Origin of the sequence: Candidatus Accumulibacter contiguus, from assembly GCF_036625285.1 — a bacterium.
Classification (GTDB): domain Bacteria; phylum Pseudomonadota; class Gammaproteobacteria; order Burkholderiales; family Rhodocyclaceae; genus Accumulibacter; species Accumulibacter contiguus.
In genome coordinates this window covers 1,669,063-1,686,138 of the sequence record NZ_JAZKUC010000001.1, presented here as the reverse complement: position 1 = coordinate 1,686,138, position 17,076 = coordinate 1,669,063, and the positions used below count along the sequence as shown (strand labels likewise).

Sequence of the window (17,076 nt, the reverse complement as noted above, 5' to 3'; positions counted from 1 at the left end):
GGAGGCAACAATGAACGAGACAAGGATTCTTGGCATCGTCGGAAGTCTGCGCAAAGACTCCTACAACCGCCTGGCACTCAAAGCGGCGCAGGAACTTCTGCCGGCAGGCGCGCTGCTGAGCCTGTTCGAACTCCACGGCATTCCGGTGTTCGACCAGGATGATGAAATGGCGCTCCCGGCCAGCGTGCTTGAATTCAATCTTCGGCAAGTCCTCGTGACGCTGAACATGCCCACGGTCAATCAACCGGAAGTCATGATCGGCAATGCCGCGCAGTGCTTTGACGAAGCCGGCAGACTGACCGACGAGCCAACCAGGCAATGCCTTCAGAAGCTGCTCAGCGCGCTGGTGCGCCTGACAAGAACCAGTCCGACGCCGAAGGGCCGGCCGGTTGAGGATTGATTGTCTGCAACAGGTCTGCAACAGAACTGGCACCCGCGCCGGAAGATGCGAAGCCGACATGCCAGTCCGGCGGCTGAGCGGCGCTGGAACAGGCGTCCTCGCGATTCCGGTGTCAGGGATTCGGGCCAACGCTCGGAGGAGCGGCGACGGGCGGCACGGCCTGATCGGAGGGCGGCGCCAGGTTGCCGCCCTCGTCCTCCCAGTTACGCAAACCTTCTTCGAGCTGGCGTTTCTCCAGACGCCGGGTGCGACGGCCAAGGCCATAGACAGCCGTCGCGCTCGCGACCAGAGCCAGGGAGAGCAGGAAGAACCTGCTGGTGCTCATGATTTTTTCATTTTCCGGGTGTCCTTCTGCATGGTCACGCTGGCGTCAGCCGGAACGCCGTCCGCTGATGATGTTGACCAGGATCGAGACGATGGCGATCACCAGGAGAATATGAATGAAGCCACCCATGGTGTAGGAAGAAACCAGGCCCACGAGCCACAGGATGATGAGAACGACGGCGATTGTGTAGAGCATGTCGATTATCCTTTCCAGGTTGTATTTGGCTTCCCCGATCAAGCAAGCGCTCAAACCGGGTCTTGACGGGTTCGTCGGCCAGCGCGCTTTTCGCTGCTTGTTGAACTCAATAGGCATTCTCCTCGTCACGGTCCGCAAGTGTCTGTGCGCCTGCGTACATATCTCGCCGGCCAGGTCCACGTCCCGGGATGCCTGACGAGCGCTTAGCTGTCGCGAAGTCTCCTCCCCGTTATGTACGCGAACGAACAGAGACCGGCTTTGCCACCGACTATACTGAGGGTGGACTGGAGAAGGCGCCAGGCAGGAGACGAACTTCCGGCCGCCCCCGAACCAGGTCTTCCACTTTGCAACAACAAGGAGCACGGATATGTCAACGAGAGAAGAGTACACCGCGAAAATCAAACTGCAACTCGACGAGTTCAACACCAAGATCGACGAATTGCAGGCGCGGACCAAGGAAACAAAGGCCGAGGCGCTGGTGAAATACGAGGCCGAGATGGCGAAGCTGCGCCAGCAGTCCGACTTGGCCGTCGCCAAACTCGAGGAACTCAAGGCGGCGGGTGAGGATTCGTGGGAGAAAATGGTCGCGGAAATGGAAAAGATACGCGACGCATTCATCCATTCATTCAGTTACTTCAAGTCGCAAATCAAGTAGATCTGCGGCAGGTGGGGTCGTCGCATCGACGCGGACGGATGGAGAACCTGGCCAATGTTCGCTAGCGCACAGATCCCGTCGGACATTCGGCAGACAATGTAATCGGGTGCTTGGCGGCTCAGACCTCCTCTACGTCAGGCGCTTGTAGTGATGGCCCGGTAACGGCACCCCCCCGTTTCCGGGCCATTTTTTGCGTTTGCGTTCCGCTTCCTGGCCGGCAATCCATCGCAAGATCGTATGTCGGGAAGAATTCGGCAAATTGACCGGCAGCAACGAGCAGCAGGCAAAGGGCGTGAAGAATCAGGCCGCAGGGGCCGCCCGCTGGAAAGCGGCGTTCGTGGAACAGGCACCCGAACTGCACGCGCCTGCACCAGAGTCGGTATACTCGCGCTTCGCAGTTCCACCGCGTGGGAGAGGAGCGTGGCCTTGCCTGGCGACCATCAGGAAGACCCCCTGAAAAACAAATTGCTTGCTGCACTTCCGGACGCCGACCTGGCGCGCTGGCTGCCGCAGCTCGAACCCGTGGACCTGCCGCTCGGCAAGGTGCTTTACGAGTCCGGAAGACGCCTGAGCCACGTCTATTTCCCGACCACGGCGATCATTTCGCTGCTGTCGGTGATGGAAGATGGCGCATCGGCCGAGATCTCGGTTGTCGGCCACGAAGGCATCGTCGGCGTTTCCTTGTTCATGGGGGGCGACTCGACGCCGAGCCGGGCGGTGGTGCAGAGCGCCGGCCGGGGATTCTGCCTGAAGGCGCACCTGCTGCTCCTGGAGTTCAACCGCGCCGGTTCCGTGATGCACCTCCTGCTGCGCTATACGCAGGCCCTGATCACCCAGATGGCGCAGACGGTGGCATGCAACCGGCACCATTCGCTGGATCAGCAACTGTGCCGCTGGCTGTTGTTGAGCCTGGACCGCTTAGCTTCGAACGAACTGGTGATGACGCAGGAACTCATGGCCAACATGCTTGGCGTTCGCCGTGAAGGGGTCACCGAGGCAGCCGGCCAGTTGCAAAAGGCCGGCCTGATCGACTACCGGCGTGGGCGCATCACGGTACTCGACCGTCCCGGGCTCGAACGGCGCAGTTGCGAGTGCTACGACGTCGTCAGAAAGGAATACGATCGCCTGCTGCCGGCACGCAAGGCAACCTGAGCTTGCTCTCTCTGCCCACCCAACGGCTGCCTCGGGCGCTGTACGACAACCCTTCAAGCGGCCATGCCGCGCAGGACAACTTGCCATGACTATCGCGATCAAGAAGCTACGTACCGGCGTGCCGGGGCTCGACGAAGTACTCGGGGGCGGCCTGCCCGAGTTCTCCTTCAATCTCATCGCCGGTCAGCCCGGATGCGGCAAGTCCACCCTGGCGCACCAGATCATGTTTGCGCTGGCAACGCCCGAGCGCCCGGCACTCTACTTCACGGCAATTGGTGAGCCGCCGCTGAAAATGTTCCGCTACCAGCAGCAGTTCGACTTCTTCGACCTCGACAAGCTCAACCGCAGTGTCCGCTTCATCAACCTTGCAGAAGACACGGTTTCGGGCGACATCGCCAGGGTGCTGCGGCGAATCGTCGCGGAAGTCGAGGAACGCCAACCGGGACTGGTCTTCGTGGATTCTTTCACGTCGGTGGTCCTCGCCGGTCGCGATGAAGGCAGGTCGCTCGTCGGCCTACAACAATTCGTCCAGGATCTTGGCGTACTGATGACGAGCTGGCAGGCCACGACCTTCCTGATCGGGGGATACTTTACCGAGAACGATCAGAACCCGATTCTCACCGTCACCGACGGGCTGTTCTGGCTGCGCCAGAGTGTGCAGGGCAACTCCATGGTCCGCAAGATGGAGATCATGAAGATGCGCGGGCAGTGCACCATGCCGGGACTGCACACCTTTCGCATCAGCTCGGCAGGAATTCACGTCTTCGCCCCGCCGCAACTCGCCATGCCGGCTCCTCCACCATCGGCGGTGCCCTTCGGCGATCGCCTGCGGATGGGGGTGCCCGGCCTGGATGACATGATGGGCGGCGGTCTGCCGCGCGGCTACTCCTTGCTGGTGGCCGGCCCGTCGGGGTCGGGCAAGAGCATCCTGGCGGCCGCCTTCCTGGCCGAGGGCGCGCGCGGCGGCGAGACGGGGGTGATCGCGGCTTTCGAACAGCGGCCCAACCACTCGCGCGGCCGCGCCATGGTCGACCTGATCGAGAGCGGCCGGGTCGGCGTCGTCGACACTCGCGCAGCGGCACTATCGGTCGACGAGATTGCAATGCTGCTGATTACCGAAATCCACCGGATCAAGGCGACGCGTGTCGTCATCGATTCGCTCTCCGGCTTTGAACTCGCCCTGGCGCCCACCTTCCGTGACAATTTCCGTGAGTCGCTGTCGCGCATGGTGTCGGCCCTGGCCAGCACCGGCGTCACGGTCCTGATGACCTCGGAGCTGGAGGACCGCTACAACGATCTGCGCTTCAGCCCCTACGGCACGGCCTTCCTGACCGATGCGATCATCGTGCAGCGTTACATCGAGGTGGACAGTTGCCTGCGGCGAGTGATGGCCGTGGTGAAAGTGCGCGCGAGCGCGCACACCAACGAGTTGCGTCTGTTCCATATCGACGACCAGGGCATCGTAATCGGCGAGCGGCTCGCCGATTACGAGGGGCTGCTGGGTGGCCAGCCAAGCCGGCGTCCAGCCGGGTGCGGGGCGGCCGGCATGCCGCCGGCGACTGACTGACTGAGGGCGAGCGCGTCGGGCGGCACTCATTGCCCGCGTACGCTGACCTTGACCCGGTGTTCGCGACGATCGTCGAGCAAGGCAATCGCCTGGTCATCATGTCTCCTGCTGCGAGTGAGTGAACGAAATGGTGGCTGCCGGAATCACCGGCGCACCGTAGCACGATCGAGAGCAGAGGCAGGAGACCGGCCCGACCCCACTGGCGAAAGCCGGGCGCCTGACGGACAGCGTCAGTCCGTGTGGCCACCAGTTCATGCGTCATCACCAGTTCCTCGGTCGGCAGTCGATCGAGCGTCAGCAGCAGCCAGCGGCAGAGTTGCTGCTCGACCGAGTGGTGCCGGTTGCACGCCGCAGTCTGGGCCATCTCGGTCATCAGCGCCTGCGTGTAGCGGAGCAACAGGCGCTGCAGCAGTTCGCCGCGTTGGAATTCCTGTTGCAACAGGCAGCGGCCCAAGCGGTACGCATGACCGGCCGTCTGCACCATCGCCGAACTGGGCGTGGTGTTGCCGCCCATGAACAGCGAAATGCCGACCACCCCTTCGTTGCCGACTCCGGCGGATTCGGCCGAAGCGCCCGACGCCATGACGTAGTGCAGCGAAACGATCGCCGTGGTCGGGAAATAGGCGTAGGACAACTGCCCGCCGGGTTCGTAGAGCATGTCGCCGAGCAGCATCGGCACGAGTTCCAGGTGCGCCGCCAGACGTTCGAACTCGGCTGTCGGCAGCGCCGCGAGAAGATGGTTCTGGCTCGGACTAGGGTGGGTAGACACGGTGGGCGTCTGGCTGCGGATGCTAGTTCCCTGGGATCACTTCGACGCCGATTCCCCGGTAACCGATGAAGCGGCACGAGCGGTTGAACATCGGCTCGCCGCTCACCCGAAACTGTTGTTGCGTGCCATCAGCATTGACGCGGTGGAAGAGAAAATCGAGGAAGGGCTGCCGGGCGGCAATGGTCGCCTGCAGCACCGCCCGTTCGGCCTCGTTCCAGCCGGCGGGCGGCACCTCGGCGGTATCCCCAAGCAGCGGGCCGACGCGGATCCCGAGCATCTCGAGGGCCGGCCCGGAGACCTTGGTGAAGTTCATCTTCTCGTCCTGCTCCCAGTACCAGTCTGAAGCCAGCTCGGTCAGGCTGCGATAGCGCGCTTCGCTTTCACGCAGCTCGGCAGTACGCTCCTGCAACGTCTGTTCGAGCACCTGGTTGTAGTCCTCGAGTTTCCTGTACAACAGGCGCATTTCCAGCAGGTTGTGGATGCGGGTGCGGACTTCGAACAGATCGAAGGGCTTGCTGACGAAATCCTTGGCGCCGGCCTGCAGGGCGCGCAACTTGTGGCCCGGCTGGGCGGTAATCACCAGCACCGGCAGGTAGGCGTCGGCCGCGTTGGTCTTGAGACCTTCCATCACCTGGAATCCATCCATGCCGGGCATCTGCAGGTCGAGCAGGATCAGGTCGTAGTGGTGCTTGCGATGCAGCGCACAGACCTCGTGCGGATTCATCGTTGACACGACACGACGGTAGCCGGCCTCGCTCAGCAATTGCTCGAGGAGAAGCACGTTGGACTGCTGATCGTCGATGATCAGGATGCTGGCGTCGAGAATCTCGGAGCGGCTGATGATCATGCCTGTTCCTCTCGTGCTGCGTGGGCCAGCTCCGCCTGGGCAAACTTGAGCGCCACGTCGAGGGTCTCCATGAACTCATTGACCTTGATCGGTTTGGTGCGATAGCGAATGAATCCGGACTGGAGCAGCGGCGCGGGCTCGAGCGCCTGCGCGGCAGTCTGCGCGGCGCTGATCAGATCGAGTTCGATCCAGAACACACAACCCTTGCCGACGGTGCTTTCCACTCCGATGACCCCCCCATCAATTCGACCAGCCGCTTGCACACCACCAGGCCGATGCCCGTACCTTCCTCGTCATTGGCCTTTTGCCCGAGGAGATTGAAGGGCTGGATGAGCAGGCGCACGACTGCGCACCATCTCGACCGGAAAGGGCCGCTACGGGGCGCCAGAGAAAGATACCGATTGCTCCGTCGCTGGTCTGTGCGCTGGCGTACGGACGGTTGCGCGCAGTTGGGGCAGAATGTACGCGTACCAGCCGGGAGCGCCCACCCAGTGAATGTGACAGGTCCTACCCACACTCACCCCGCCCTGGCTAGAATGCTGGGCTGTGAAGGCAGGAACCTTTGGAGTAAGCCAAGGTCATATCCGGGACGCAGGCACGGCAAGCTCGCACGATACGGGCAGTGTGCCCCCCGAATTGAGAGAACATGAAAATGACTAACAGCATACTGAATGCCCTGAGCCTGCCCGCATTCATGGTCGACACCCGGCATGTGGTGGTGGCCTGGAATGGTCCGTGCGAGTTGTTGACCGGCATCGCCGCCGGCGATGTCCTGGGTACGCAGGATCACTGGAAGGGCTTCTACGATGAGCCCAGGCCCTGCTTGGCCGACCTGGTACTGGACAACCTGCTGGCGGATGCTTCGCGCTTCTACAGTCTGCATGAGAGAACGGAATTTGCCAGTGATGGCTACAAGGCAGAGGGCTGGTTCGACGACCTCATGGGCAAGCGACGTTACCTGACCTTCGAGGCAAAACCGCTTTTCGATGGCAACAAGATCATTGGTGCGATCGAGGTACTCCAGGACATCACCCGTCACAAGGAGGCCGAGGAGCAACTGAAACTGTCCGCCAGCGTCTTCGAGAACGCGGGTGCGAACGAAAGTGTTGGACGGGGAGTCTCGGTTTTAAGCCGCTCTGCGTAGAGGCTCCGCCCAGCGCTTTTCCCAATAGGTTTCCCACAGCTGGTTATGTCGCATGACACGCAGGTTGATCATGGCTTGAGCCATGTCCGCACGCCACCAAGCCCCTGGGCGCTTGAGGCGGGCCTGCACGAGGTAGCGATGAGAACTCTCGACCTCGCCAGAGCCGACGGGCAGATTCAGCGCAAGTGCGCGGGGGTAGTCCAACTGGTCGAGTCGGTTGGAGAAATAGCGCCAGGCGACGCGCACCGGAGCCTGCGGGTCATCGACCGATGCAGGTTCGAGGTGCAGTTTCATCTCTGCAACCACCTCGCGGGCCTGTCCCAGCAGGAATCGCGCCTTCTGGGAGGCCACCCAATCCTGGGCAGAATCCGGCGCGCAGACCTTGCTGGCTGGGGTCAGATATTCGCAGACGTGGAACAAGTCGACCAGGAAGGTCCCCTGAGTACCGAACAGTTCCTCGATTTGGCTGCTTATCCAAGCCGCCCCGTCGCCAACACAGTGAACCTGGGTCTTGGGGCCAAATCCCAGCGCATCGACCAGCCGCTTCAGGATGGCCCCCGCTTCCCGGGGACCCTCCATCGTCACGCCGGCCTTGGGAACGGCCTCGCCCTGCCGCTGTGCGATACAGACCTTCGCTTCTCGCCAGTGCGTGCGCTTCCCCTTGCGGGCGTCCGCAGCGCCCTCCACGGTCTCGACAAGGGGCACCATTCCGCCGTCCGTCTCCACAATCAGCCTCTTCGCGGTGTTCGATGGGCCCGCCACCGGCAGGCAATCTGCCTCCGTTAATTCACAGGCCACCCGTTCGGTGAGCGTCCGGGGCGCACTGACCGCCAAGTCAACACCGTAGTGCTCCTTGATTTTTGCCGCAACCTGTCCAAAGGGAAGGTCGGCGCCCAAGTCCGTCACGGCGCGCTCCAGTGGCAGAGAATGGCTCCGGCAACGGACACCGGCAGCTTCTGAAAAAGGACGAAGCAGCCGGTTTGTTTCTTTGTGGAGAAAGCATTCCTCCTCCACCATGACCGAGCCGTATGTCGTATACCAGAGAACTTTTTTTTCGCGTGTACCACGACCGGCTCAGCGGCCCGCACCTCGGCTGTCACCGCCTCAGCAACCTGCTCGGCCCATCCCGTCAGAATCTCCTGGCCCGTCCCGCGGAGAATTTCTATCACGCGGCGCTCGGCTTCATCGGCCCGACGCAGATCCCCTTCGGCGTTCTCCACCAACTCCAGCATCTCTAGCACTTTCGCCAGTATCTTTGGATTAGCCTCCAAACGGGCCACCAAGTCTCTGGAATCGCAAGGTTCGATGTGGGAAATCTTAGGCATGGCTTCTCTCCGTGGATGGGTTCCCTACTCTATCGCAACTCTCCGCTAATTTCCTTACGTTTGCTCACGTCGCTGACAATTATCAGAGCGGGACTCGCCCAACACTTTCGTTCGCACCCCGAGAACGCTGCGGAAGGCATCGTGATCACCAGTCAGGACAACCACATCATCTCGGCCAACAGGGCGCTGGAAGGACTGACAGGCTTTCGCACCGATGAAATGCTCGGCAGGAATCCAAGGCTGTTTGCTTCCCGGTGCCATCCGCGCAGCTTCTTCCGCAAGATGTGGCAAACCCTGCACGAAATCGGCCATTGGCAGGGCGACATATGGAACAGGAAGAAGACCGGCGAAGAATATCTGGTGCACGCCAACATCAGTGTCGTCCGGACGGGCGAATCGGTGACCAACTACATCGGCCTGATGAACGACATCACCGAAGTCAGTCGGACGATGGCAAGAATCGAACATATGGCGCATCACGACTTCCTGACCGGGTTGCCCAACCGCAGCCTGGTGGAAGACCGGATCGGACAGGCGTTGGGGCGTGCGGAGCGGAACCGCTCCAGGTTGGCGGTGATGTTCATCGACCTCGACAAGTTCAAGGCGGTCAACGACACCCTCGGCCATAAGGTTGGGGACCTGCTCCTGCAGGAAGTGGCGCGTCGCATCCAGGACTGCCTGCGCGCCACAGACACCGTCTCGCGGCAGGGCGGCGACGAGTTCGTGCTGCTGCTCGAGGATTTCAACGACGAGGCCGATATCACGCACGCCGCCCAAAAATTGCTGGCCGCGATCAGCAAGCCCTGCCGGATCGACAAGCATACCGTCACCACCACTTCCTCGATAGGCATCGCCATCTACCCGACCGACGGCGAGTTCGTCGCCGATTTGCTCAAGCACGCCGATGTCGCGATGTATCATGCCAAGAATCAGGGACGGAACAATTTTCAGTTCTTCACGGAACGTATCAACGCGCAGGCGCTGGAAGATATGATGGTCGAAAGCGCGCTGCGGAAGGCCATCCCCGGTGATCTGTTGCTGCATTATCAGCCGCAGCTCTGCCTCGTCAGCAGGAGCGTACACGGCGTCGAGGCGCTGGTGCGATGGGCGCACCCGGAACTGGGAATCATCAGTCCGGCGCGCTTCATTCCCATCGCCGAGGAGGCTGGCCTGATCTGCAAGCTCGGCGAGTGGGTATTGCAGGAAGCCTGTCGCGTCATGCGCAGCACCGGCATCAACATGTCCGTCAATCTGTCGCCGCTGCAACTCACCCAAAGCGACATTGTGGCGAAGGTCGCCGAAGCGCTTGACGGCATGGCCGGTTACCGCCTGACCCTGGAAATCACGGAAAGCGCGTTCATCAACGACTTTGCAGCGACCAAGGCCACGCTCATGGCCCTGAAGAAGCTCGGCGTCAATCTCGCACTGGACGATTTCGGCACCGGCTATTCGTCCCTTTCCTACCTGTACCAACTGCCTTTCGATTACCTGAAGATCGACCAGTCGTTCATCCGGGATCAAAACAACGTTCCCATCGTGCTGGCGATCATCGAGATGGCCAACAAGCTCAACATCATGACTGTCGCCGAGGGTGTGGAAACGCCGGAACAGATGGCCTTCCTCGAAGCCAGCGGTTGTGATGTCATCCAGGGCTACCATTTCTCGCGTCCGCTACCGCTGGCGGCCTTGACCGACTTTGCAGAAGACCCGCCTTACGAAGTCGCATCGAAGCCACGCATCAAGAAACCGCTTGCGGAGGCCAGCAACCCCTTGCTGGCGTGGTCATTCACCTACGAGACGGGGCATGCCTGGATCGATGCCCAGCACCAGGAACTGATCCGCATCCTCAGCCGATTTGACGCCAGCACGCGTTCGGGTGAAAAGAAGACCGAATCGAGAATGGTGATGAAGGCGCTGATCGAGTACGTGCGAGGCCACTTTTCCTTCGAGGAGGGACTCATGCACGAACACGCTTATCCGGACATCGGTGAGCACCAGGTGCAGCACCTGCAACTGGCCGACGCACTGGCGAGCTACGACCTGCAACTCAAGGCCAACCCGCAGATCAACCTGCAACAGTTGGTGGTGTCGCTGCACGGCTGGCTGATACGGCACATCCATTCCAGCGACAAGAAACTGGGGAAATTCCTGAAGAAACGCGGCGTATCGGCGCTACAGGGGCAGTAGGGCTGCGACGGTCTGCTAGAATGCAGAGCCGGGTGTGAAATGCATACACCATGGCTTGGTCACGAAACGCGGAGCGGTACTGGCGGCCTTGCTGCTTGGCGTGGTTGCCGGCGTACAGGCCGAGCAGCAGTTCGAGAACTTCGGCTACCAGGGCCAGGGCTTCTTTGTCACCGGCGACTATGCTTCGTCCAGGCAGGACGCCAATGGCGGCGGCCTGCCTTCGGCGAATGGCTCCGGTGGCAGTCTCGTCATGGGGTACGAAAAGGCCTTCAGCGAGCAACTCTTCGGCGGCGTGACCCTCGGTTACGGGAATGCGCCCTTCGATCTCGGCAATGGCCAGGGCTCGGTGAAGTACGACGAGTGGGCGCTGTCGGCATTCGCGGCGCACAGGTTCGGCGCCTTTTATGCCAGCGCTCTGGCCACTTACGTGGCGATGGTCACGACCTTCGGGCCGAGCGTCCTCAGGAGCTTTCTCGTGCGCACCGAGGAGGTGTCGGCCGACTGTCTTGCCTAACGGTCATGACCGTGGCTGGACGAGGTCGTGTAGACCGATCACTCACGCCTGCCAGAGTTCTCCTTGCTTTCGCGTGCTAGAATTCTCTCCCCATGGAACTTCTGATCAACGGCGAAAGCCGACAATTTTCTTCGCCGCTCACGGTGGCCGAACTGGTGCTGACCTTGAATCATGCTGGCAAGCGCATCGCCGTCGAGCGCAACGGTGAAATCGTCCCGCGCAGTCGGCATGGCGAAACGATGCTGGCCGATGGTGACCGGGTCGAGATCGTCGTTGCCGTCGGTGGCGGCTGAGCCTCATTGACCTGCTCTCAAGCGAAAGATACATGCCATCTTCCCCACACAGCCTGACGGTCGCCGGCACAACCTACCGCTCGCGCCTGCTCGTCGGTACCGGCAAGTACAAGGACTTCGCGGAAACCCGTGCCGCCATCGACGCTTCCGGCGCCGAGATCGTCACCGTCGCGATTCGCCGCACCAACATCGGCCAGAATGACGGCGAGCCGAACCTGCTCGACGTGCTGCCGCCGTCGCAATTCACGATCCTGCCGAATACCGCCGGTTGCTACACCGCGGCGGACGCGGTGCGCACGCTGCGGCTGGCGCGCGAGCTGCTCGAAGGGCATGCACTGTGCAAGCTGGAAGTGCTCGGCGATCCGACCAGTCTGTTTCCGAACATGCCGGAAACGCTCAAGGCCGCCGAGACGCTGGTCAAGGAGGGTTTCGAGGTGATGGTCTACTGCGCCGACGATCCGATCCAGGCGAAAATGCTCGAGGAGATCGGCTGCGTTGCGGTAATGCCGCTGGCTTCGCTGATCGGCTCCGGGATGGGTATCGTCAATCCCTGGAACCTGCGCCTGATCATCGACAACGCCAGGGTGCCGGTGCTCGTCGATGCCGGCGTCGGTACCGCCTCGGATGCGGCGGTTGCGATGGAACTCGGTTGCGACGGGGTGCTGATGAATACTGCCATTGCGCACGCCCGCGCTCCGCTGCTGATGGCCAGCGCCATGAAAAAAGCCGTCGAGGCCGGGCGCGAGGCCTTTCTTGCCGGGCGCATGCCGCGCAAGTACTACTCGGCAGACCCCTCGTCACCGACGACCGGCCTGATCGGATCCTAGGCATGGCCGTGCAGGAGTCCGTGGCAGCGGGCCTGGAAGCCGGTGTGGATGCAAGCGCGGATATGGGTAGTGGTACGGCCCCGCGGGCCAGGCATATCCGCAGTTTCGTTCGCCGTCAGGGACGGGTGTCGAATGCCCAGCAGCGCTATCACCAAGAGATGATGGCGAAGATCGGTGTTCCTTACGCGGCGGCACGCCTCGATCTCGATATGCTGTTCGGACGCGTGGCGCCCCGCATTCTCGAAATCGGTTTCGGCATGGGCGAGACTTCGGCAGCGATTGCCGCGCTGCACCCCGGAAATGACTACCTCGGCATCGAAGTTCACACCCCGGGTGTCGGCAGTCTGTGCAAACTGGTTGCCGAGCGAGGCCTGCACAATCAGCGCATCGTCCAGCACGACGCCGTCGAAGTGCTGCGTGACATGCTCCCGCCGGCGTCGCTTGCCGGGGTGCACATCTTCTTTCCCGATCCCTGGCCGAAGCTTCGCCACCACAAGCGGCGCCTGTTGCAGGCGCCTTTTGTGGCGCTGCTCGCCAGCCGCCTGCAGCCGGGCGGCTATCTCCATTGCGCGACCGATTGGGAAGATTACGCGCAGCAGATGCTGGCCGTACTCTCGGCCGAAACGCTGCTGGAGAATACCGCATCCGGCTACGCGCCGCGCCCGGAGCATCGCCCGCAGACCAGGTTCGAACAGCGCGGCCGGCGACTCGGACACGGTGTCTGGGATCTGGTATTTCGTCGCCGGCTGGATTCACTCCAGGCGGAAAATGACCGGCAGGATGAATTCGCGTGAGTTCGCCCAGTTGACACGCCCCATCGCGTAAGCCGCTTTCACTGCCGCCTGGTCGAGGAGGGGATGGCCACTGCTGGCGGCGATGACGACGTCGCTGATGCCGCCGTCGTCAGCGATCGTCAGCAGCAGGCGCACTTCGCCTTCGAGGCCGCGGGCGACGGCTGCGGGCGGGTAGTAGAGGTGCTGCGACAGTTTGCGCTGTGCGGCTTCGATCTGGCGCCTCGCCATTGTTTTGGCGGCAGGCGGCGCAGCGTGGGCAGCCGGCGGGGGAGGGTGCACTGCCTTGACGGGGGCCGGGTCATGGATGAGCGTATTCTTCAGCAGCGGCTCGTCGTCGTGCGCTGCTGATTTTGCCGGCAGGGAGAATGTTGCCTCCAGCGGCGGCTGTGCCGGCGGCAGGCTGAGCTTGCGGGCGTCCCAAAGCAGTACGCCGGCGTGCAGGGCGAGTGAAAGGGCAACGGCAAGGAGCAGGCGAGACGGCATGGGCCTGCCATTGTGAAGCAAAATCGTGCCGCAGGCACGGGAGTACGACTCGCCAAGCGAATGTGCCGAGTCAGAATGGAGAACGCGGGTGAAGCTTTTGATCAAACCACTGGGCCGCTTGGCCTGCTTCCTGTGCCTGCTGGCCGCGCCGGCGTTGGCCGAGGTGCCGGCACCTGATCCCATTATCTTCGAGTATGCCGTCGAGCGGGGCGATCTGCGCACCGTCAAGCGCTGGCTCGATGAGGGCCTGAACCCGGAGTACCAGGCGGCGCACGTCGGGACGGGACTGATGGTCGCTGCCTGGTATGGCCAGATCGAAATGATGGCGCTGTTCGTCGAACGCGGTGCCGATCTGCGGCGGACCAATCGCCATAACGAACAAGCCTTGCAACTGGCGGCCTGGGGCGGACACCTGGAAGCCGTCAAATGGCTGCTCGATCGCGGCGCGCCGCTGGATCGTGCCGGCAACCAGTGGGGAGCGCTGCACTACGCGGTCTTCAATGGTCACGAAAAAGTGGCCAACGATCTGCTGGCGCGTGGCGCCAATGTCAATGCACGCGCGCCGAACGGGGCAACGCCCTTGATGATGGCGGCTCGCGAAGGCCACGAGAATCTGGCGCGCAGCTTGCTCGAAGCCGGTGCCAATGCGAAACTCCAGAGTGACTGGGGTGATTCGGCACTGACCATGGCGATGCGCTACGATCACCTGCGGCTGGCGAAAATGATCTCGACTCCGGAGGATTTTGCGATTGCCGTGAAGGCCCCGAAGGAGAGCTTTGGCGAAGCGACGCGCTCGGCCGCGGTCACGCCGACAATCGACGCGATCCTCAAGGAGATTCGGATTGCTGAAGCAGAAGGGCGACCGAGCGAGGAACTGCACAAGAAGTTGCGTGCCGCGGTGAATGAATTGCGGGTCAGTTCGGTACCGCTGGCGCAGCGGCCGATGCCGCGCCCCTATGTGCCGCGCTCGATGGTGATCACCGCCCGCCGCGCGCAGCCTGGCGCCGAGCGTGCGCAGTTGGTCGTCACTCCCCGTCGACCAGGAAGCGCTCCAGCAGGCGATTGAGAAAGCGCCGGCCGTGCTCGCTCGGGGTGATGCGTTGCAGTCGGCGTTCGATCAGGCCTTCGTGCTCGGCCTGTCGCAGCTTGCCCTCGATGCTGAGCAGCGGCAGCGCGGTCCGCGACTCGAAGAGTTGCGCGTCGAAACCCTGCACCAGGCGCAGTGCGTTGAGCATGAACTCGAACGGCAAATCGGCGGCAGCAACGGCAAACTCTTCCTGCACCGGCATGCCGGCTGCAACCTGGGCCAGGTACTGCTCCGGTCCCTTCCAGCGCATCTGGCGCAGAACGCGATCGTGCAGTGTCAGCTTGCCATGCGCGCCGGCACCGATCCCCAGATAGTCGCCGAAATGCCAGTAGTTGAGGTTGTGCTGGCACTGCCGGCCAGGTTTTGCGAAAGCCGAGGTTTCGTAGTGCAGGTAGCCGGCCGCTGCCAGCCTGTCCTCGATGGCGTCCTGCATGTCGGCACACAGGTCGTCTGCGGGCAGTGCCGGTGGCCTGGCGGCGAAAGCGGTATTCGCTTCGATGGTCAGTTGATAGCAGGACAGGTGCGGCGGTGAGAACGCCAGCGCCGCGTCGAGGTCGGCGAGCGCCTCGGCCAGCGTCTGTCCGGGCAGACCGTACATCAGGTCGAGATTGAAATTGTCGAAATGGCTGGCGGCAATCGTGATCGCGCGCCGCGCCTCGTGATCGTCGTGGATGCGGCCGAGCGCCTTGAGGTGCTGCGGGTTGAAGCTCTGGATGCCGAGCGACAGGCGGTTGATTCCCGCTTCGCGAAAGGCTGCGAAGCGGGCGGCCTCAACGGTTCCCGGATTGGCTTCGAGCGTGATCTCGGCGCCCGGCAGGAAAGGCAGGCGGCTGCGCAGGGCGGCCAGGAGTTGATCGAGCCCTTCGCCCGAGAGCAGGCTCGGCGTCCCGCCACCAAAAAAGATGCTGTCGATGCGGCGTCCCCAGACCAGCGGCAGCGCCGATTCGAGATCGGCAAGCAGGGCGGCAAGGTAGTCGCTTTCAGGGATTGCCGCCGCGCCGCGAGCGGCAGACGGCAGCGCATGCGAGTTGAAATCGCAGTAGGGGCACTTCTGCACGCACCACGGAATATGGACGTAAAGCGAGAGCGGCGGCGGACTGCGAAATCGTGGTTCGGCTTCCTTCGCTGCTGCCAGGCGCGCCTGCGGCAGCAGCGGAATGACCCTTCGACTCCGGCTGCCCGGCATCAGCGTGGAGGTGAAAGTCGCGCGCGCTCTTGCAGGCGCTCGACGAGGCGGGCGAGCGCCTGGCCACGATGCGAACGGCGGTTTTTCTCGGCGGCATCGAGTTCCGCCGCGGTCCGGTCGAGTTCGCGGAGGTAGAACAGCGGATCATAGCCAAAGCCGTCGTCGCCGCGTGCTGCCGAGAGAATCTCGCCGTGCCATTCGCCCTCGGCGATGATGGGTTGTGGGTCATCGGCGTGGCGAACAAAAACGATCAGCGAAACGAAGTGGGCGGTACGCTGCGGATTGTCGCCGAGTTCGCAGAGCAGTTTCTGATTGTTGCGGGAATCGGACCTGGGTTCGCCGGCGTAGCGTGCGGACTGCACGCCGGGGGCGCCACCGAAAGCGTCGACACAGAGCCCCGAGTCGTCGGCCAGCGCCGGCAGACCGGTCAGCAGCGACGCATGGCGCGCCTTGGCCAGGGCATTCTCGACGAAGGTGCAATGCGGTTCTTCGGCCTCGGGAACGCCCAGCTCGCCCTGGGGAACGAGCTGCCAGCCCAGCGGTGCGAGAATCGCGTCGAGTTCCTTGAGTTTCTTGGTGTTGTTCGAAGCCAGGACGAGTTTCATGAGTGCAGTGCCGCTTTCTGCTGCGCCAGCAGCTCGCCGATGCCGGCCGTCGCGAGGTCCAGCAACTCGTTCATCTGCATGCGCGTGAAGGGATCGCCTTCAGCGGTCCCCTGGACCTCGACGATGCCCTGCCGGCCGGTCATCACCACGTTCATGTCCGTGTCGCAATTGGCGTCCTCGGCGTAGTCGAGGTCGAGAATGGCTGTTCCCTGATAGATCCCGACCGAAATGGCGGCGACCTGATCACGCAGCGGATTCTCTGCGAGTCTGCCCTGGCTCAGCAGGTGTTCGCAGGCGTCGTTGAGCGCCAGCCAGGCGCCGGTGATCGCTGCACAACGCGTGCCACCGTCGGCTTGCAGAACGTCGCAGTCGAGCGTGATCTGGCGTTCGCCGAGCGCTTTCAGGTCGGTCACCGCGCGCAGGGCGCGACCGATCAGGCGCTGGATTTCCTGGGTGCGTCCACTCTGCTTGCCCTTGGCTGCCTCGCGTCCGGTACGCGTGTGTGTCGATCGCGGCAGCATGCCGTATTCGGCGGTGACCCAGCCCTGGCCGCTGCCGCGCAGAAAGGGTGGTACAGACCCTTCGACGCTGGCCGTGCACAGTACGCGGGTGTCGCCCATTTCGATCAGGACCGAGCCTTCGGCGTGGCGAGTAAAGCGGCGCGTAATCTGTACGTGGCGCAACTGTGAGGGCTGGCGGTCGCTGGGGCGCATGCGGATTC

Annotated in this window: 20 protein-coding genes and 2 pseudogenes; 11 read left to right on the top strand and 11 right to left on the bottom strand. The window is 62.7% G+C overall.

Annotated features, from left to right (window positions below; translation table 11 throughout):
- Positions 1 to 10 precede the first annotated feature (10 nt).
- On the top strand, positions 11 to 400 hold the full coding sequence (locus V5B59_RS08165) for an NADPH-dependent FMN reductase (protein WP_169071087.1): 390 nt from the start codon (positions 11 to 13) through the stop codon (positions 398 to 400).
- Positions 401 to 512: 112 nt separating this feature from the next.
- On the opposite strand, the gene V5B59_RS08160 is transcribed toward V5B59_RS08165, so the two are convergent.
- Both V5B59_RS08160 and V5B59_RS08155 read right to left on the bottom strand, forming a co-directional pair.
- On the bottom strand, positions 513 to 725 hold the full coding sequence (locus V5B59_RS08160) for a hypothetical protein (RefSeq protein ID WP_169071086.1): 213 nt from the start codon (positions 723 to 725) through the stop codon (positions 513 to 515).
- 45 nt (positions 726 to 770) lie between these two features.
- The gene (locus tag V5B59_RS08155) at positions 771 to 920 is read right to left on the bottom strand and encodes a lmo0937 family membrane protein (RefSeq protein WP_169071085.1); all 150 of its coding nucleotides are present in this window, start codon (positions 918 to 920) and stop codon (positions 771 to 773) included.
- Between the two features lie 367 nt (positions 921 to 1,287).
- On the opposite strand from V5B59_RS08155, the gene V5B59_RS08150 reads away from it, so the two are divergent.
- The 3 genes from V5B59_RS08150 (at position 1,288) to V5B59_RS08140 (ending at position 4,294) form a co-directional block, all read left to right on the top strand.
- Positions 1,288 to 1,575: a hypothetical protein gene (locus V5B59_RS08150; RefSeq protein ID WP_034916107.1), complete on the top strand. Its 288-nt coding sequence runs from the start codon at positions 1,288 to 1,290 to the stop codon at positions 1,573 to 1,575.
- A 426-nt stretch (positions 1,576 to 2,001) separates the two neighbouring features.
- Positions 2,002 to 2,727, top strand: coding sequence for a Crp/Fnr family transcriptional regulator (locus tag V5B59_RS08145; RefSeq protein WP_248594955.1), 726 nt, complete (start codon positions 2,002 to 2,004; stop codon positions 2,725 to 2,727).
- Positions 2,728 to 2,812: 85 nt separating this feature from the next.
- Positions 2,813 to 4,294, top strand: a complete 1,482-nt coding sequence (locus V5B59_RS08140; RefSeq protein WP_169071083.1) for an ATPase domain-containing protein — start codon at positions 2,813 to 2,815, stop codon at positions 4,292 to 4,294.
- Positions 4,295 to 4,508: 214 nt separating this feature from the next.
- On the opposite strand, the pseudogene V5B59_RS08135 reads toward V5B59_RS08140, so the two are convergent.
- From V5B59_RS08135 to V5B59_RS08125, 3 genes and pseudogenes are all read right to left on the bottom strand, one after another.
- Positions 4,509 to 5,063: pseudogene (locus tag V5B59_RS08135) on the bottom strand (Crp/Fnr family transcriptional regulator); the annotation flags it as partial.
- Positions 5,064 to 5,085: 22 nt separating this feature from the next.
- Positions 5,086 to 5,910 carry a response regulator gene (locus tag V5B59_RS08130; RefSeq protein WP_169071081.1) on the bottom strand — a complete coding sequence of 275 codons (825 nt, stop codon included), beginning with the start codon at positions 5,908 to 5,910 and terminating at the stop codon, positions 5,086 to 5,088.
- Positions 5,907 to 6,244, bottom strand: a pseudogene (locus V5B59_RS08125) (ATP-binding protein); the annotation flags it as partial. The pseudogene V5B59_RS08125 and the gene V5B59_RS08130, both read right to left, overlap by 4 nt.
- Positions 6,245 to 6,562: 318 nt before the next feature.
- Here V5B59_RS08125 and V5B59_RS08120 point away from each other — a divergent pair.
- Entirely contained in the window at positions 6,563 to 7,054 is a 492-nt protein-coding gene (locus V5B59_RS08120; protein WP_169071080.1) for a hypothetical protein, read from the top strand.
- Here the strand turns inward: V5B59_RS08120 and V5B59_RS08115 are convergent.
- On the bottom strand, positions 7,037 to 7,960 hold the full coding sequence (locus V5B59_RS08115) for a hypothetical protein (RefSeq protein ID WP_332351391.1): 924 nt from the start codon (positions 7,958 to 7,960) through the stop codon (positions 7,037 to 7,039). The two genes, V5B59_RS08120 and V5B59_RS08115, sit on opposite strands and share 18 nt — an antisense overlap.
- Positions 7,957 to 8,379 carry a hypothetical protein gene (locus tag V5B59_RS08110; RefSeq protein ID WP_034931510.1) on the bottom strand — a complete coding sequence of 141 codons (423 nt, stop codon included), beginning with the start codon at positions 8,377 to 8,379 and terminating at the stop codon, positions 7,957 to 7,959. Before V5B59_RS08110 ends, V5B59_RS08115 begins: the two co-directional genes overlap by 4 nt.
- Positions 8,380 to 8,394: 15 nt before the next feature.
- Between V5B59_RS08110 and V5B59_RS08105 the strand changes: the two genes are divergently transcribed.
- The 5 genes from V5B59_RS08105 to trmB all read left to right on the top strand — a co-directional run bounded on the left by V5B59_RS08105 (position 8,395) and on the right by trmB (position 12,994).
- The gene (locus tag V5B59_RS08105) at positions 8,395 to 10,566 is read left to right on the top strand and encodes a bacteriohemerythrin (protein WP_169070895.1); all 2,172 of its coding nucleotides are present in this window, start codon (positions 8,395 to 8,397) and stop codon (positions 10,564 to 10,566) included.
- Positions 10,567 to 10,621: 55 nt separating this feature from the next.
- Positions 10,622 to 11,080, top strand: coding sequence for an autotransporter domain-containing protein (locus V5B59_RS08100; protein ID WP_169070896.1), 459 nt, complete (start codon positions 10,622 to 10,624; stop codon positions 11,078 to 11,080).
- A gap of 92 nt (positions 11,081 to 11,172) precedes the next feature.
- The gene (thiS, locus tag V5B59_RS08095; protein ID WP_169070897.1) at positions 11,173 to 11,373 is read left to right on the top strand and encodes a sulfur carrier protein ThiS; all 201 of its coding nucleotides are present in this window, start codon (positions 11,173 to 11,175) and stop codon (positions 11,371 to 11,373) included.
- A 32-nt stretch (positions 11,374 to 11,405) separates the two neighbouring features.
- The gene (locus V5B59_RS08090) at positions 11,406 to 12,200 is read left to right on the top strand and encodes a thiazole synthase (RefSeq protein ID WP_169070898.1); all 795 of its coding nucleotides are present in this window, start codon (positions 11,406 to 11,408) and stop codon (positions 12,198 to 12,200) included.
- 62 nt (positions 12,201 to 12,262) lie between these two features.
- Positions 12,263 to 12,994, top strand: coding sequence for a tRNA (guanosine(46)-N7)-methyltransferase TrmB (gene trmB, locus V5B59_RS08085; RefSeq protein ID WP_248594925.1), 732 nt, complete (start codon positions 12,263 to 12,265; stop codon positions 12,992 to 12,994).
- Here the strand turns inward: trmB and V5B59_RS08080 are convergent.
- Positions 12,953 to 13,477 (bottom strand): energy transducer TonB, encoded by a 525-nt coding sequence (locus V5B59_RS08080; RefSeq protein ID WP_169070900.1) that lies wholly within the window; start codon positions 13,475 to 13,477, stop codon positions 12,953 to 12,955. The genes trmB and V5B59_RS08080 overlap by 42 nt on opposite strands.
- 88 nt (positions 13,478 to 13,565) lie before the next feature.
- Here V5B59_RS08080 and V5B59_RS08075 point away from each other — a divergent pair, with 88 nt between their 5' ends.
- Positions 13,566 to 14,543, top strand: a complete 978-nt coding sequence (locus tag V5B59_RS08075; protein WP_169070901.1) for an ankyrin repeat domain-containing protein — start codon at positions 13,566 to 13,568, stop codon at positions 14,541 to 14,543.
- Here the strand turns inward: V5B59_RS08075 and hemW are convergent.
- From hemW to rph, 3 genes are read right to left on the bottom strand one after another with little or no spacing between them, the layout of a single operon-like run.
- Positions 14,503 to 15,750, bottom strand: a complete 1,248-nt coding sequence (hemW, locus tag V5B59_RS08070) for a radical SAM family heme chaperone HemW (protein WP_169070902.1) — start codon at positions 15,748 to 15,750, stop codon at positions 14,503 to 14,505. The two genes, V5B59_RS08075 and hemW, sit on opposite strands and share 41 nt — an antisense overlap.
- On the bottom strand, positions 15,750 to 16,355 hold the full coding sequence (rdgB, locus tag V5B59_RS08065) for an RdgB/HAM1 family non-canonical purine NTP pyrophosphatase (protein ID WP_034916815.1): 606 nt from the start codon (positions 16,353 to 16,355) through the stop codon (positions 15,750 to 15,752). The genes hemW and rdgB overlap by 1 nt, the downstream gene beginning before the upstream one ends.
- Complete coding sequence (gene rph / locus V5B59_RS08060; RefSeq protein ID WP_034916817.1) at positions 16,352 to 17,068, bottom strand: ribonuclease PH; 717 nt, start codon at positions 17,066 to 17,068, stop codon at positions 16,352 to 16,354. Before rph ends, rdgB begins: the two co-directional genes overlap by 4 nt.
- Positions 17,069 to 17,076 lie beyond the last annotated feature (8 nt).

Excerpts from the sequence above, each read along its gene's own strand:
- V5B59_RS08165 (WP_169071087.1), top strand. The coding sequence starts at position 11 with ATGAACGAGACAAGGATTCTTGGCATCGTCGGAAGTCTGCGCAAAGAC.
- V5B59_RS08160 (WP_169071086.1), bottom strand. The coding sequence starts at position 725 with ATGAGCACCAGCAGGTTCTTCCTGCTCTCCCTGGCTCTGGTCGCGAGC.
- V5B59_RS08155 (WP_169071085.1), bottom strand. The coding sequence starts at position 920 with ATGCTCTACACAATCGCCGTCGTTCTCATCATCCTGTGGCTCGTGGGC.
- V5B59_RS08150 (WP_034916107.1), top strand. The coding sequence starts at position 1,288 with ATGTCAACGAGAGAAGAGTACACCGCGAAAATCAAACTGCAACTCGAC.
- V5B59_RS08140 (WP_169071083.1), top strand. The coding sequence starts at position 2,813 with ATGACTATCGCGATCAAGAAGCTACGTACCGGCGTGCCGGGGCTCGAC.
- V5B59_RS08130 (WP_169071081.1), bottom strand. The coding sequence starts at position 5,910 with ATGATCATCAGCCGCTCCGAGATTCTCGACGCCAGCATCCTGATCATC.
- V5B59_RS08120 (WP_169071080.1), top strand. The coding sequence starts at position 6,563 with ATGACTAACAGCATACTGAATGCCCTGAGCCTGCCCGCATTCATGGTC.
- V5B59_RS08110 (WP_034931510.1), bottom strand. The coding sequence starts at position 8,379 with ATGCCTAAGATTTCCCACATCGAACCTTGCGATTCCAGAGACTTGGTG.
- V5B59_RS08105 (WP_169070895.1), top strand. The coding sequence starts at position 8,395 with ATGGGTTCCCTACTCTATCGCAACTCTCCGCTAATTTCCTTACGTTTG.
- thiS (WP_169070897.1), top strand. The coding sequence starts at position 11,173 with ATGGAACTTCTGATCAACGGCGAAAGCCGACAATTTTCTTCGCCGCTC.
- V5B59_RS08090 (WP_169070898.1), top strand. The coding sequence starts at position 11,406 with ATGCCATCTTCCCCACACAGCCTGACGGTCGCCGGCACAACCTACCGC.
- trmB (WP_248594925.1), top strand. The coding sequence starts at position 12,263 with ATGGGTAGTGGTACGGCCCCGCGGGCCAGGCATATCCGCAGTTTCGTT.
- V5B59_RS08080 (WP_169070900.1), bottom strand. The coding sequence starts at position 13,477 with ATGCCGTCTCGCCTGCTCCTTGCCGTTGCCCTTTCACTCGCCCTGCAC.
- hemW (WP_169070902.1), bottom strand. The coding sequence starts at position 15,750 with ATGCCGGGCAGCCGGAGTCGAAGGGTCATTCCGCTGCTGCCGCAGGCG.
- rdgB (WP_034916815.1), bottom strand. The coding sequence starts at position 16,355 with ATGAAACTCGTCCTGGCTTCGAACAACACCAAGAAACTCAAGGAACTC.
- rph (WP_034916817.1), bottom strand. The coding sequence starts at position 17,068 with ATGCGCCCCAGCGACCGCCAGCCCTCACAGTTGCGCCACGTACAGATT.